The organism is Flavilitoribacter nigricans DSM 23189 = NBRC 102662 (assembly GCF_002646595.1).
In the GTDB taxonomy this organism is placed as follows: domain Bacteria; phylum Bacteroidota; class Bacteroidia; order Chitinophagales; family Saprospiraceae; genus Flavilitoribacter; species Flavilitoribacter nigricans.
In genome coordinates, this window is record NZ_PDUD01000012.1 from 79,355 (window position 1) to 95,033 (window position 15,679).

Below are 15,679 nucleotides of genomic sequence, written 5' to 3' on the forward strand. Positions count from 1 at the left end.
CTGAAAAGGATAGTATATCTATGCAGATGGCTGTGGCTACCGATCGTTCGATGGAACCGAACCGAAAAAATCCGGGATGGACTATCGAATACGGACGTATTGGTCTGCCCAAAAGTTAAAAAGGGCAGGGTTGTCTCCTTTCCCTGCCCCCAAACACGAAACAAAATACCAGATTTACCTCCTGATGAAAGTCAGGCAGGCAAAAACTCGGCTTTGTTTGCTTGACACAAACCGTTTCGGAGGCTAATCACTTTCCCTGAATTTAGCGGTCCCGAAACGATGTGGTCCTACATGATTTGCCGGACTGTCTACCGGACAGGTCAATAGACAGACCTTCTGCGCACAAAAGCCCGCAGAAAAGATGTTTAGTTTATTAAATGGTAGTTAGGCTTAGAGCCGATCCCAGTACAATCCGCCGGCCCGTTCGGGTTACGGATATTTAGGGAGCCCATTCCTGTGGGGCACGGGAACGACTCTAATTGGCAGAGGTAATACACTTAGCAGAGAAGGTTGGTGCTGTACAAAAGCACAGACGTAAATATAGAAAAAAAGTCTTGGCATTTGCAAGGTGTATCCGGGTTGGTTTTTTTTGTAAAACACCTTCCCAGCTGTCGTAACCTGCAGCCTATTTTCTCCACCGGAAACGCGAGGTATCGATCTTAAAAAGACTGGACAAACGAAAACGGTGGTGATTGTACCACTTAAATTTGTCCTTTCGCTGGCCCAGTTCATTGCTCATCAACAGCGCTACCGGTTTTAGCCAGTCGATCTCCATACAGATCACGCGCAGGGTGGCGGCCACCGGCAGCGATAGGATCAATCCGTACATGCCCCACATATAGCCCCCGACGATCAGGGCAAGAATGGCGATCATCGGATTGATGTTGATGGAATTACCGATCACTTTGGGTGTAATGAAATTACCTTCAATTTGCTGGATGGCGATGTAGTAGCACGCCACGGCCGCCGGTTGCCAGAAGGTAGTGGTGGTGGCGATCGCGTACAGGAAAGGTAGCAGACCTCCAAGAGTAGTACCGATATAGGGGATGACGGTCAGACAAGCGGCCAGGAAGCCCCACAGGAGTGAATACTGGATCCCGATCAGATACAGCCCCAGGCTGTTGAGGGAACCCATGATCAGGATGACCATACCTAGTCCGTACAGATACCGCTGGGAGATCTCCTGTATCTTTCCAATCGTTGCTTTGACGTCCATTCTGGACCGGCCTTCGAATTGTACCAGTAAAAAGATCTTCAGCCCTTTGCGGTACAACAGAAAGAAAAAAGTGTACACCAGCGAAATGGCGGCGGTCGCCAGCATGGCGGTGCCCGAGCTTAGGCCCGATTTGAGGAACTCCACCGGAGCATCAAACAGCCCTTTTATCAGGGTATCGGGATCTCCGCCATCCATCAGAGGCTTTCGTACGGACAGGTCGTAAAACCAGTCGACTACACGATCCATCGCCGACTGCAGCTTCTCCCCTATCGAGCCGAGGTTGTTGAATACATCAAGTACGCTGACGGAAAAGAAATAGACCAGCAAAGCAACCGGCAGCAGGACCGATAACAAACTGAGAATAATGGCCAGGATCTCGGATCCGGTATGCCTTTCAAAAAAGTCGCACAGTGGTTTCAACATTAAAGACAGGAAGAAGGCGAAGGTAAGCGGCACCAGGATCTCCTGGGCGATCACCAAAAAACAGACGAGAATGGAAACTACAATTAAAAAGTAAGCTAATCGCTGGATACTGAATGTGGATAGTTCTTTTGCATCTGATTCCATGGCAATATTGGAATTGTAGAGCACGACGGGGAGTTGTTGACGGGACGATCTGCGGTACGGAGCACCACTCTCCCAACCTGCTCAAAGTTAGTGAAACCGATCCGGTAGTACACTCCGGTCAAGAGACCGAACGGCAGGGAATAATACCCGGCGCCGGATCGTAATTTTACCTATTGCGTATAGAAAAATGCGGGAACGTAACATATGGTGGCTGGCCCGAAGGGCCCCACCGGTCAGAACAGATGGTACGGATAATGTTGCGGAGAAAAGTTAATGGCAAAACACCGATTCGAATAAAATGTTCTGCGAAGGTACAAAATCCTGGTGGCGAAATTCGGCTGGTAAATATACTTTAAACTGTTTCGGTTTTCGGTTGCTCTCTGCAGAAAGGCTATAGATACTCCTGCATAGCAATTAAATAAGGCTCACCTCAGCGGTGAACCTTACAAAAAGATTTCTCCGTACTAAATAGAGATATCGCCTTAGGGGGAACAGTTGCCAATAGTACAGTAGAAATCACGGTAATCAAATATAAAGCTACGGCTTACAGTACAATCACCTGTTCGATCTATGTAAAAGCAACTGTTTTAAAGGCGTGTCTTTTAGTAGAAGACAGCATATTAGCAATAGAGCTTATTATTCTTTGAGCGCGCACAGGATACCGGTTGTTGGGGCCGGATCCTTTAGGGGCCTGCCTGTCACAAAATTGATCGGTGAAAATGTAGGGTAGAGAGACTGTTGTTGTTAAACCCTGAATATCTTTCCCTTTTCCAGTCTCCCTAGCCCTACGTTCTTTCCTCTTAACCTACGCAAGCGGAAATCCAGTAAAATGCTATACTTTATTCGCGCCTTTCGTTCCGTATTGCGTTCACACCAATGTTTAAAACCCGGCGTTGAATGGTCCCAAATGTCGGATATTCAGACGCTTGATGTTTTACTCTATGACCAGAAGATTTTTCCTTATGATCTAAATACCCGGAAACCGGGCCAAAAAAGGCAATAAGGGCAGGCAAAGAGAGAAGCCCCCTATCTGGCAAGATAGTTATACCGGGTGATCCGGATCGATCCGTTTCTAATTTTTGTAATAGGATCTAAGCAGGGAACTCGGGCTGACGCCGAATTCTTCCTTAAAGGTCTTGGAAAACTGCGAGGCATTAAAATATCCGACCCGATAGGCAACCTCCGATACATTCCCGGCCTGTTGCGTCAGTAACTCGTGGGCTTTTTTCATCCGGTATTTACGCAGGAACATGGTAGGCGAATGTCCGGTCAGCGATTTCACTTTATTGTAAAGATTGGAGCGGCTCATGGCCACCGCCTGACTGATCTGTTCTACATTCAGTTCTTCGTCCAGATGCTGATCGAAAAAGCCGGTAAGGTCGGTCAGGAATACCTTATCGATCGCATTCAGGGGGGCTTCGGTGAGCGCTGCAGACAGGTCTTCCTTAAAAAGCTTCGCTTTAAAATCCTCCCTGGAACGCAGCAGATTAACGATCTTGAACTGAAGGATATTGAGATCGAAAGGTTTGTGGACAAAATCGATGATGCCGTCTTTCCAGAGTTTCATCCCGTGGGTATCGCTTTCGAGTGCGCTCACCACGATCACCGGAATATGGGAGTAGTTGATATTCTGCATCTGCTGCTCGACGAATTCGAAGCCGTTCATCTCCGGCATCATAAGATCCGTCAGGATCAGATCCGGCGTGATCTGTTCCAGTTTTTGTAATGCTTCCCGGCCGTTATAGGCCCGGATAACCTGGTAGTTATCCTTCAATTTATCAAAGAGCAAAGTATTCAGATCCGGATTGTCCTCCACGATGAGGATCTGGGGTTTTCCGGATTCCCGGATCAGTGGTATTTCCAGTTCCTGATCAACGTTCAGGATCTGCTGCCGACTGAAATTATGCATACTGATGCGGATCTCTTCCCGTTCCCCGTACCGGGTGCCGATCTCCCGCATCTGGCCGTACGGGATGCTCACGGTAAAGGTAGTACCCCGCTCCGGTTCACTTTCTACCGCTATATCCCCGTTGTGTAAGTCAACGAGTTGTTTGGTGAGCGCCAGACCGAGCCCTCCGGTTTCCGGCCGGCTCTTATCCATAACTTCCCGGAAATAGCGATCGAAAATGTGGGTCAGCTTTTCTCGCTCCATTCCCTTTCCGTTATCCGCTACCATCAGTTGCCAGTCTTTTTCCCGGACATTCAGTTTCACTTGGATGGTACCGCCTTCCGGAGTGAACTTTATCGCATTGTAGACCAGGTTCTGAACGATCTTGAACAAAGCGTCCCGGTCCATCTCAAACTCAAAAGAATGAACGGGCCGCTCGAGATAGAGCTCCACGTCCTTGTGATCGGACAGGGCGGAAAGCTGCTCCAGTACCGCATTGATAAATTCGCCCAGTACCAGTGGCTCCGGGCGCAGTACGAGGCTCTGCTCACTCATTTTGGCCAGATCAAGCATTTGACCGGTCAGATTAGTCAGGCTTTCCGTATTGCGGAGCAACATGGCCGAATAATCCTGGTAAGAGCCCGTAAATTCACCCTGGCTCATATCCTGCAGGGTGGTTTTCATCACGGTGAGCGGCGTTCTGAATTCGTGGGAAAGGTTGGCAAAAAGATTGTTCCGCATTTCCCGGAATTTCACTTCATTATCCACCAGTTCCTGGTTCTTCTCCGCCAGAAGCCGGTTCTTTTTACTATTCTGAAAGATCAGCAGCGTGATGAAGGCGATCAGGAGGATGATGCCGACCGCAAAAAGGAGCACCTGATTGGTGTAATCCAACTGGGAATGCAGCGCTTCCCGCTCACTCTCCATTTCGGTGAAGCTCCTCTTGAACAGATCATCGATCTTTTGTTTTTCGTCGAGTCTTTTGGAGGCAGCCACCGATTTCTGAAACACATCCTGAGCGTAGGGGCTCAATTCTCCCCGCTTGCCCAGGCTCCGCATCAGTCGCTCCGAGATATTGATGATCAGTTTGTTCTCCCGGATTTCTTCGGCCAGATTGAAGGCCTGAAGGTATTCCTCCAGAGCCGCAGCATCTTCGCCTTTACCTTCCAGGGTGATCCCCAGTAGATAACGGTACTCGGCTTCTCCCCGATTGTAGATGGCTGCGTGTTCCTCCAGGTAGCGAAAGTAGGGCTCCGCTTCTTCGTAGGCTTTCAGTTCGATCAGGCTCAGGATCATTTCCTTGGCCAAATAGGACCTGATGGTGATGGGTTCGGCAATGGCCCCGCGGGCTACTTCCAAACCGAGTCGGGCGTATTCGATCGATTGCTCGTACTGTCCTTCCAGTCTTTTGAGATTACTTAAATGCAGGTAAGTGTATCCTTTGATATTGGGCGAAAAAAGGGTTTCCTGGTAGGCCAGAGATAGGGCCAGTACCGAATCCGCCTGCGGGTATTCTTTCATTTCCCGGTAGATCCGCCCGAACACCATATAACTTTCGGCGATCTTGATCGAATCGCCCAGAGAAAGGGCCATTTCCAGTTGCTCGCCAGCATGCTCTTTGGCGTAATTGTACATCCCGTTGGACGTAAAAAGCGACACCATCATACTTTTGGCCCGTAGGTAAAGATCGTTGAATCCGTGCTCTTTGGAGATCTTTTCGCTTTCCTCCAGATATCCGATGAGATGATAAAAAGCCGAATCGCTCGGGTACCAGTCGGGGTAACGGTAAGAAAGCTTAAGAAGCGTACTGGCCTCCAATTTTGGATGGCCGGTCCTTTTAGCAAAGCAATACTGGCTCTGGAGCGTATCTATGGAAAATAAAAAGTCCGAATAGCTGGCCTCGTCTTTCAGGATCTTTTCGGCGTCAAAGGAGAGTTGCTCAATGGTATCACAATTGGGGAAAGAGACGAACCTTTCAAAGTTTTGCCCGAACAGCAAGACTTTAGATCCCGATAAAAAAAAGAAAACGAATAATATGGGATATAAGGCCCATTTTTTCATGATATCCAATTTAGCAAATCTTTTCGTACCCGGCCCCTATGATGGTGTAAACAGCCGAATATACTTCGACCTGGTCCGTGTGCCTGGGTGTTTGGAGGCTTAGAGATGCCAGGTTAGCGTCTCTAAATATTTTCTGATCGGTTTCAGTAGTTGAATAGGTGTTAGTGATAGAACTGGTTTAAACCAGTTCATAGACTTAAGTCGTTAACTGCCTCCGTTATACCGAGGCAATTGAGTGGTTCTATCTGAAGAGCTAGGTAAGATGAGTATTTTTTTTGAAAGCGCGATCAGGGGGTTGTGCGGTATCTAAATTAAAACATACCGCTAGGGCAGTTACAGTTTACCGGATTAATTTTAAAAATTAGGGTTAGCTGGAGGTACGGCCAGGATCGTTGCCGTCCAATCTTTCGATCAGCTCGCAAAACGATCTATACAACGCACCTTAAATATAGGCGTTTATGCATAATCCCGGTAAAGGTAAAGGTATTTATTTAATGGTGGGCTCGTGCGCGATGGGTTGGCCGATAAATAGGTGTTGGGGTTACCGGAACAGGGATCGTTTACCCCCTAACTAGGCACCTCGGAAGGACTGAGTGGGAGGGTAAAGAAAAAAGTGGCTCCCTCACCCGGCTGGGATTCTACCCAGATCCCGCCCGACAGCTTTTCGATGATCCTTTGGCAATTCGCCAGTCCCAGTCCACTACCCAGATTATTCTGGTTAGGATGGAATTTCTGGAATGGTTGAAAGATCGCCTCGTGATACATAGGATCAATACCGACACCGTTATCGGCTACCGAAAGGATCAGGAAATGTTCGTTTGAAGTGTCACATGCAATGGTAATCACCAATGGCTCTTTCGACTTTTTAAATTTGATCGCATTATCGATCAGGTTTTGGAACAACCGGATCAGCGGGGTTTGCTGACTCCATACGATGGGAAGATCGCCCACGATATTAATGGTGGCACCGGATTCGAGAATATCCAACTGCAAATGAGCCTTTACAATAGCCAGAATATCGCCCAGATCAACCCTGGAATTTTCAAAATGTTGATTCAGACTGCTGGAAAAGCTCAGCAAATCACCGGCGAGCTGGATCAGGCTGGAGCAATTATCCATGATGTGATCAAAAAGTTTTTGGTCGTCTTCCTTCAGCAGTACGCTGTATCGCTCGTTCAGGATCCGGCAGAGGCCGGAGATCGTCGCAATGGGAACTTTAAGATCGTGAGCGGCCGAAGCCGAGAATTGTTCCAGTAATTTCACCCTGCTCTCTAATGTTTCCACTTTGTCCTGCAGTTCCTGCTGCCTCCTGAGGGCCCCTCCGAAAGGCCCTATATTTTCCTGGTCTAAGTGTTTCATGCGGTAGTGTGTAGTTGTACAAGCTTCAAATGAGATCATAGTTGAGTTCGTTGTTGGTAAAGAGCAAGGAGGTTGCCTTTAGAATAACTAGTTGGCAACCCCTCACTTCTTTGTGGTCTTACCAGCTGGTAGCAGCAGTTGGTAGGGACCGGGACTCTTTTGCATTCAGATCCTGTTGAAAAACTTCGGATTATACCATCCCAGGATCTGATACAAATATTTATAGAATCGCCAAATGATGCTTTACTCTATGACCTGATTACTTTGCTTCATGTACACCCGTCATCAGCCCGCCGAAATGGAATGCTAAAAAAAGGGGAGAATCACTTTACTCTATGTCTAAATTGTTTGCGGTATGTCCAAAACAGCTGGATTGGCGCCCAAAAAGCGTCGTCACAGGCTGACCTAACCACCTGCACCCGGGCGGATCACTTTGGATGGAGAAAATATTTCAGGCAGGATTTTGGGTGCTTTCCCAACAGCTGGGTTGCACAAAAACGACCACTTCGTGCACTTCCGGCGCCGGATCAGAGGCAGGCACTGTTTTTCTCTGCTGAATTCAGGATATTCCCTTTAACCTGCGATTTTTTACGGTTATTCCCGAATTCCGACACTTTACAAACTATTATACGCTGGTTCTCAACAAAAAAGATGAATTACCTACGGCTTGTCGGGTTTGTTTGTTAACTTCGTTTGAGTTTAAAATCAATCAAACAGGGTTTGCATTAGTAAGTGATATACCCTTTTCATTGATTAAAGAACTATCAAAAAACACTCAACCAAAATCCGTTTCTTTCGATCTGAATCCCGGGAATTACACAGTTTGTGATCACAAACTGTTGACCAGTACTACGCCGCCTAAACATCTGAGACATAATGGTACTGTGCAAACGCTGAGTTTGCACATTCCCGCGTATTGTCCTTATTCAAATACAACCTACCCATACCTAAAATACATATTCATATTTCGCAAGCTGCCGACATCATAGGCCGACAGCCCTGATTGTTCCTTTTTATGCGTGAATTCAGTGTACACGCCTTAGGGATCCGCTTTTGATTGGTATCAACAGTTTTTGCGTTCATCGATAAGGATGCTGTAGAGCGCATGTGCCAAAATAGCATTTGGCATAAATTCAGTTTAAAAACACAAAACGCTACATACACCCCAGATACAAAACAAAAATTGACTAAACCCATCGTATGGTTTGTTTTTGCATTTGACCTCAATACGCTGTAACGGCAATATTAAATGCAATGTATCCCATAATTTCATCCCGTTTTAACACGTGCTCCACCTGCTTATAATCTGAATTTTGGGCCGGCAACATTGGTCCCAGGTATTGGAATGTGCCGGCTGGAATTGTCATTAACTATTATGCCCAAACAGAACTACTCAACAAAAAAGGTATTGGTTGTAGAAGACAACCTCGGATTCATTAATCTTTTAACGATACTACTCCATGAGATTGATATTCATCTGATTGAATCGGCTACCGATCTGAGGTCAGGCCTGGAAGCCTTCCGGAAATTCCAGCCGGACCTGTGCCTGCTGGACATCAATCTGGGCAACGGCCTGAAAGATAATGGGGTTTTACTCGCGGAAGAGATCAGGTCTACCAATGAATCCATTCCCATCATTTTCCTGACTGCCAATTACACGGACGATTACTACATGCTTTGCCGACATGTGCGTCCCAGCGGGTTTATGAACAAGGAGCTGTCCCGCTCCAAACTCTTTCATACCATCGATATGGCATTTTTGAATATCCCTCAGCAAAATGGTCAGGTCAATGGGAATGGCGAAGCGATAAACGGCAGTGGACCGGAGGAATCTCCCCAGCTACACTATGATTCCAAGAATTTTTTCTTCAAGATCGGGGATCAGTACAAGGGGATTGAAAAGGACAAGATCGCTTACTTCTACTCCAAGGATAAACTGACCTATGCCAAAGTAGGTAAACGGAATTATCCGACCAGTGTCCAGCTCAAATCGCTGGAGGAAAAGTTGTTCCCCCATTTCCAAAGAGTGCACAAAAGCTTTCTGGTCAATATCGATTACATTGCATCGATCAACCCCAAGGAAGACAAGATTGAGGTAGGTGCCGAAACGATACCCATTGGCTATGCCTACCGGAAATCATTTTTGCAGGGGGTTAATCTATTGAAGTAATGTATGGCCCTACCGAACGGGATCAGCATATCCCCCCTCTCCTACTCTGGGTACTGCACTTCGCTACCGGCGACTAAGGTGCGATCGTAAGGGCTTTTCCCGGTTTGGGATCTCGTTGCTTATCGTACGATTTCCCGACTTCCATTTTTCAGAATGGAAAATTGCAATGAGCCAGGAAAGAAACTTCTTGCGGACGGTAGGTCGATAGTGCCTGATCGAGATCAGACGCTTTTATGGGTTTGAGTAAATAATGATCAATGCTTCGCTGGAAACAATCAAAAGCATAGCGTTTTTTCCGGGCCAGCGCTATTCGGTGATCCGCAAGCTGGATGAAGTTTTGCTCCACCAGAACATTCAACGGACAGCCGGGCAATTGGTCTCCCAAAAGCAAAATACTCGGTTTTCCCAGTACGATCATGCGTTTGGCAGCTTCGAAATCAGTCGCAATCCCGGATAAGCGGAACATTTCGTTGTAGGATGTTCGTAAAACCATGCTTACCATTTTCTCCACCTGAGGATCCTGATCCACAATCAATAAATCTCGGTACATATTTAACTGGCTGATTGTTTATTCAATTTAGAGCGTGTTTTCGAATCTTTCCAAAAGAGCATTTGACAACTCCTGACTAAAGGTGGGTTCCAGGTAGCGTATTCGAAGCAAAGAGATTTGGGATTTTCTCAAACCGTTCCGGTCCGTGTGTACTACCCTTATTCTGACTGATTTGGCTAGGCCGGTCTTAGGTCGGTATAAATGCAAAAGAAGAGCCCTTAAGCATTCGCTTAAGAGCCAATCCAATGAATACATTTTCACATTTAAAAACACTACAAACAATTTTATTTACAGAACTGGTTTAAGATTTGTTTTGATGGCGAAAACGGCCAGATTGAGGTGCTCATGATGGCGTTCCCGGACTTGGTCGTACTTAGAGTATGGTTGCCCGATTTAATATTACTAATTTAAAGAAAAGCTTCCCGAAATCACATTGTGTTCCGGACAAACACCCGGTATTGGGAATAAACGACCGGATACAACGGACCATCAAAATAATCACCGTCCCGGATCCGGATTAGGTTGATCCAGACCTGGGTGATCAGCAATTCAATACGCAAATCAAACTCCATCAATACGAATTGAAAATCAATTCTTTAAACATTATTTTTATTTGCATAAAATCACATTTGGAATATTTCCGCAAGCTATCCGATCTACCGCAGGCTTCTCACTTTTTTAATCCATTTTTATCCCTCTAAAAGTCTCTTTTATCCGGGAAAATGGCTATCTTATCATACACAATGATCCCTAGGATCAACCGCTCTCCCTAAAGCGAAAAAAAATGTTTTTATTTGTCAAAGAACAAGGGTAAAATGCATTGAAGGCCCCAGACTATCTGGGGAACCAACAACCTGCAAACGAACCATTTTCAAGAATTTTATCAGCATTTATCGCATGTAGTACAACTGCCGTCGGCAGCTGCACTACGGGGATTACTTTTCCCTGTATTCATGCCTGAAAATGGTCGGCCCGGCTGCATCCCAGAATACTTAAGACGGTCCGACTACCTTACAGTGATCCGAACAGATCTAAGAGCTCCGTTTCTTCCTGAGCCCCTACCTTAGATCTATCCCGGAAAGGGCTCGTCTTGGGAGGTGTCGATAAAATCACCTCCCGTTCCGTTCGACCGCTTTCCGGATCCTACCTATGCGTGCGCAGTGGCAAAAGCTACCGCGTTTTCACCGATCCAGAAGTTATTGATGTCCTATTACTCAACACATTGTAGTTTAACTAATGGTAAAATTTTCCTTATTCCCAATAGTTGCGCTCCTATCTACAACCGTAATACATGCTCAGCCCGAAACCGCTGACAGTCTGATCAATATTTGGAAGGATGAGCAGCAGATACCTTCTTTGCGGTACCAGGCACTTTATCAGTTTTTTCAAGATCACTACTACATTAAGCCGAAAAGACTGGATACCCTGGCCGTACAGTTGGAAACCTCGGCTGGTATAGACATCAATACCCGGCATAGCGGTGCCCTGCTTTTAAAAGCTACTGCCGCGCACTCCCGGGATTCCGTGCTCAGATCTATTGAACTGTTGGCACGGGCGCTGGATGATTATGCCGACCGATCGATCATTACTTTCCACATTAATCAGCAAATTATCCGATCCCAGAACGATCTGGGGAATATAGATGGGGCGATACCTTATGCGCTGGATAATCTTATACTGGCCTACTTCCTCAAAGAGGAATATCCTCTTCAAGAAGTTATCGCCCTGAATACCATCGGCTACCTGTACGACAAAATGGGATATACGGAGAAAGCGTTGGGATACCTGAACGATGCGCTAAAAGTCGTCAGTGAGCACGAAGCCATTCCGCCGGTAGCAGCCATCGGTCCCAAAACCAATATCTGCCGGATATACACCCGGACACATCGCTTTCCCGAAGCCGAAATGAATTGTAAGGAAAGTATTGATCTGGCTAATCAGTACGGCCGATCCTTCCCTCTTACCAATCTGTACGGCATGCTGATCGATATTTACCTGCAGGAGGGTAAAATTGAAGACGCAAAAGCCCTAATTCCCAGACTGAAAGCATCCTCCATACGGGTAGAAAGTGTATACAATGAACTTATTTCGCTCAAATGGGAGGGGCAGGTAGCGCTGCGGGAAGGGCGGTCGCGGGAAGCCATCTCAATTTGCCGGGAGGGATTTGACCTGGCGCACACCCATCACTATTTTGAACTTTTCCGGGATATGTGCGACTGCCTGGTCCAATCTTACCGAGAGGAAGATCAACTGGATCAGGTCGTTTATTACCTCAGTCAGCGCATTGCCATAGCAGATTCTCTGGAAAACGTTCTGATGGCTAGTAAACTGGCCAGCTTCGAGGGGCGGATGAAGCAGCAGGAAGAACAGATAGCGCGGGAAAAGAACTACAGGCAGGAAGCTTTCCGGGCCCGGAGAAATCAGAATATTGCGATGGCCGCGCTATTGGTGATCGCCTTTTTACTGCTCATCTTTTTTTCCGAATTCCGGGCGAGAAAACGCATGTCCCTGGTGAACGACAAACTGCGGAAACTCCACCAGAAAGCGGATCTGTTACTGAAAAGCCTTTCCCACGATATTTTATCCAATCTCGACTACATCCTTTCCACGGGAAGCGTGATGGTTGAGCAGGATGCTTCACCAAAAAACCTGGGTCATTTCTACGAAACTACAACCGAATCTGTCCGCCGGATCAAGCACTACTGCCTGGGACTACTCCATTCTTTTCGAGACAAACCGGAAGCATCCCTTGTGGAAGATACGGATGCCAATGAGATCCTGAATGAAATTTTGGCCCAACTGGACTCGGTAATCCGTTTCTACGGCATCGAGGTCGAACGAACTACGCTGCCTCTCCTGCCGGTGGAAAGAGCCGAACTGTCCATCATTTTTTACAACCTGCTGGATAATGCGATCCAGGTGATCAAAAACCGGAAGCCGGGACGAATAGCGGTAATTACGCAATCCGAAGTCCACTACGACCGGCCGGAAAAAATTTGGCGGATCGGGATCATGGACAATGGACCGGGAGTCAGAGATTCTGAAAAAATTGCTGTTTTTGAAATGTGGAATAGCACCAAAGCGGGAGGCGGTTTGGGGCTTTGGCTGGTTTCCAATATTATGGAAAGGCGAAATGGAGAGGTCTGGATCGAAGATAACGACTGGGGCGGCGCGACTTTCTGGTTCTCGTTTAAGGTATAATAGATTTTTAGTAAAATAAAAGAGGCGCATTAAAGTTTCGGGCGCTGCGGTGTTTATGTGCAATTCACTTAGCTCGACTTTAGCATTTTAAGCAGCCTTGGAAATGAGCGCTAGCAAATGCTCAGTAAAGCCATTACCTAATTTATATACAGGCGGTTTGGATCGAATGTTTGAAAATGTATTGGAGACCAGGTTTACCTTCGAACCGGGGCAGTAACATCCAAAAAAGCCGGGTATCTCCAGGGCGATGCCCTTATAGCCGTCAGCGGCGTAGCTGCGAAAATATTTGTAGATCCATTATGGATTTTGCAGCGAAGGGCGTAGCCCTGGCCATTCGATTGCCCAGAACGCACCTTTTTCTCATTATTGATTGAACCAAACATAAAAATGCTAAAGTCGAGCTAAGCTGGAGATTGCTATCCGATAGATCTTACACAATTAATATACACTTCCTAAAAAATCACTCCCCTACTCCAAATCTGGCCTTACATCAGCCTTGATAACGACTTTTTGGATACTGAATTACTTACTGACAATACCCTTTCCCTACTTCAGTATCGATTGCCTTACCGGATATAAACCGTGCCGGGGACGAGGAACTGAGGGATGATTTCCAAGCAAAACATCGCCATACCTTACCCTCCTAAAATAGGAAAGGTGACCATCCAAAATTTATCCGGATAGTCCCTTTCCAGCATACAGTAATTTGTAAAAAGGGAAGTACTTCGAGCATCTTTGGCCTTAAAGAGAGAAGTACTTCCTATACAAACACTATAAACGAGTCGTTTAGGTGTTGGGGTGTTAAAGTGTTGAGGTGTGAATGGGTGAATGTTTTAGATTCGTCTAGTAACCTGTGTCTGCCTAAGAGGCATTGAAGTGCATTCAAATGAAGTAGAGACAAGCCCATCGACACAAGGCGATTTGAACATTCCTTCAAAATGAAAAAAGTAGGAAAAGAGCAATCCGGCTGATTCAGGAGAATGCCCCGGCCCTTAAGGCCGGGACAATCCCTTTTGCATATCCGGATCGCTCTCTCCAATGCAATACAAATCGCGTTCAGTACCCGGGAAAGGAGAACTGAACTTTATCTATCCTCTATTCTATCAGTATCATTTTCTTCGTTGCGGTATACGTGCCGGTAGTCAGCGTATAGTACAGTACGCCGGATTTGCCGAGGTCGGCCCGTTTCAACTGTAGTTGGTTGTTGCCGGGAGCAAAAGTGCCACGGATCAGTTTGATCACCCGTCCATCCGCATCGTGGATGCTGAGCGTTGCCTCCCCTCCTTCCGGCAGGTAGAACCCGATATTGGTAACTTCCCGGAATGGGTTGGGCACGTTCTGATACAGTTCCACGGCTACGCTGGCCAGGGTGCCGGAATTGAATTCGATACCGACATCCATCAAGCCGTCCTGTAGATCGTATGCTTCCGCTGCGGTAACCCGACTGCTGACGCCCAGGATCTCACTCAATCGGACATCGGCGCGGGCCCGTATCTCCAGACTAAAGAGGACACTGTCCTCATGGTCGGCATCGATCTCCACTCCCGGTCTGCTCCAACTGTTAGCGATCAGTCCGTCCTTCAGATATCTCAGTCCAAAGTGCTCGGCGGTAGCCAGGCCGTACTGGATGTCCGTAACCGAAGCCATCTCCGGATCCAGCTTCAGGGTCAGTTGGTATCCCTGGATCTTCCGGATATCTGCCGCCCGGAAATCGATCCGGTAGCTGGTGCCGGCCGCCAGTTCCCGATCAGCAACCTGTAGTAAGAAGCTACCTTTCAGATTCCGTTGTTCGGCCTGCAGCGCATTGGCTTTCGCACTCAGATTCAGGTCACCGATCTTCACGGCAATGAAGTCTTCATCAGCCAGGCTGGTCTGCAGGTTGTTGACGTTGATCAATTCGGGGAACTCTTCCTGCCAGGGATTTTCCGGATTCGGGAATACATAATCCGCCGGGATGAACCGCCAGCTGGTGTTGCTCTTGAATTTCAGATCAATATTAAGGATCAGCTTTCTGAGAGCAACCGCATCCATTACGGTAATGCGACCGTCCCGGTTGATATCGGCAGCGATGCGTTTGTAAGGACTATCCACCGGCTGGATACCCAGTACATGCTTGCTGATCAGGATCAGGTCAAAGGTAGTCACCCCGTTGAGTGGGAAAATATCGTGTTCCGGCGTAATGGTGTAGTCAAATCCGGTTTCCATACCTTCGAAGAGGTAGTGCCCATCGAACTTGGTCTGCATGGTCTGGAATTGGTTTCCACTCAATTCGACCATTACATTTTCTACCGGTGCAGCTTCCTCCGTTTCGATAAAGCCGGCAATAGAAGCCGCTTCGCTATCCGCGCAGCTCACATTGTTATCCTGGACCAGCACGTACGTCTCACAGAAGTCTCCGTTGCCCAGTCCGTCCCACGCCCAGATCTCCACCAGCAGGCTGGCGTCATCATCACAAGTCAGGGTCAGACCTGTTTGGTCAGCGTCAACTTCTTCACCAACGCGGTTGATGGAGTACTTCACTTCACCGGTGCAATCCGTCATCGGGCTGGCGATGAAGTCAGAAGCCCAGATTGCCATAGCACCTGTGTCATCATCACCGTCGCCGTCTACGTCAGCAGCAGGAATTACCGGCATCAGTTCGATAGCCAGACCGTTGATACAGATCGG

General features: G+C 47.3%; 8 protein-coding genes. 2 read left to right on the forward strand and 6 right to left on the reverse strand.

All coding sequences use genetic code 11. The annotated features are described in order from the left end of the window. Positions 1–625 precede the first annotated feature (625 nt). The 3 genes from CRP01_RS08715 to CRP01_RS08725 all read right to left on the reverse strand — a co-directional run bounded on the left by CRP01_RS08715 (position 626) and on the right by CRP01_RS08725 (position 7,091). On the reverse strand, positions 626–1,783 hold the full coding sequence (locus CRP01_RS08715; RefSeq protein ID WP_143473322.1) for an AI-2E family transporter: 1,158 nt from the start codon (positions 1,781–1,783) through the stop codon (positions 626–628). Positions 1,784–2,855: 1,072 nt separating this feature from the next. Continuing rightward, positions 2,856–5,732, reverse strand: a complete 2,877-nt coding sequence (locus tag CRP01_RS08720; protein ID WP_143473323.1) for an ATP-binding protein — start codon at positions 5,730–5,732, stop codon at positions 2,856–2,858. A gap of 567 nt (positions 5,733–6,299) precedes the next feature. Continuing rightward, a complete protein-coding gene (locus CRP01_RS08725) occupies positions 6,300–7,091 on the reverse strand; it encodes a sensor histidine kinase (RefSeq protein ID WP_170110287.1) in 792 nt (263 codons plus the stop codon). 1,375 nt (positions 7,092–8,466) lie between these two features. Between CRP01_RS08725 and CRP01_RS08730 the strand changes: the two genes are divergently transcribed. Further along, positions 8,467–9,261: a LytR/AlgR family response regulator transcription factor gene (locus CRP01_RS08730; protein ID WP_170110288.1), complete on the forward strand. Its 795-nt coding sequence runs from the start codon at positions 8,467–8,469 to the stop codon at positions 9,259–9,261. Between the two features lie 148 nt (positions 9,262–9,409). Here CRP01_RS08730 and CRP01_RS08735 read toward each other — a convergent pair whose 3' ends face one another. Both CRP01_RS08735 and CRP01_RS42215 read right to left on the reverse strand, forming a co-directional pair. Next, positions 9,410–9,754, reverse strand: coding sequence for a response regulator (locus CRP01_RS08735; protein ID WP_143473325.1), 345 nt, complete (start codon positions 9,752–9,754; stop codon positions 9,410–9,412). Positions 9,755–10,239: 485 nt separating this feature from the next. Further along, positions 10,240–10,383 (reverse strand): hypothetical protein, encoded by a 144-nt coding sequence (locus CRP01_RS42215; RefSeq protein ID WP_170110289.1) that lies wholly within the window; start codon positions 10,381–10,383, stop codon positions 10,240–10,242. Between the two features lie 664 nt (positions 10,384–11,047). On the opposite strand from CRP01_RS42215, the gene CRP01_RS08740 reads away from it, so the two are divergent. Next, positions 11,048–13,012 carry a tetratricopeptide repeat-containing sensor histidine kinase gene (locus tag CRP01_RS08740; RefSeq protein ID WP_099149649.1) on the forward strand — a complete coding sequence of 655 codons (1,965 nt, stop codon included), beginning with the start codon at positions 11,048–11,050 and terminating at the stop codon, positions 13,010–13,012. Positions 13,013–14,107: 1,095 nt separating this feature from the next. On the opposite strand, the gene CRP01_RS08745 is transcribed toward CRP01_RS08740, so the two are convergent. Beyond that, a partial coding sequence (locus CRP01_RS08745) for a T9SS type A sorting domain-containing protein (RefSeq protein WP_143473326.1) occupies positions 14,108–15,679 on the reverse strand: 1,572 nt, incomplete at its 5' end.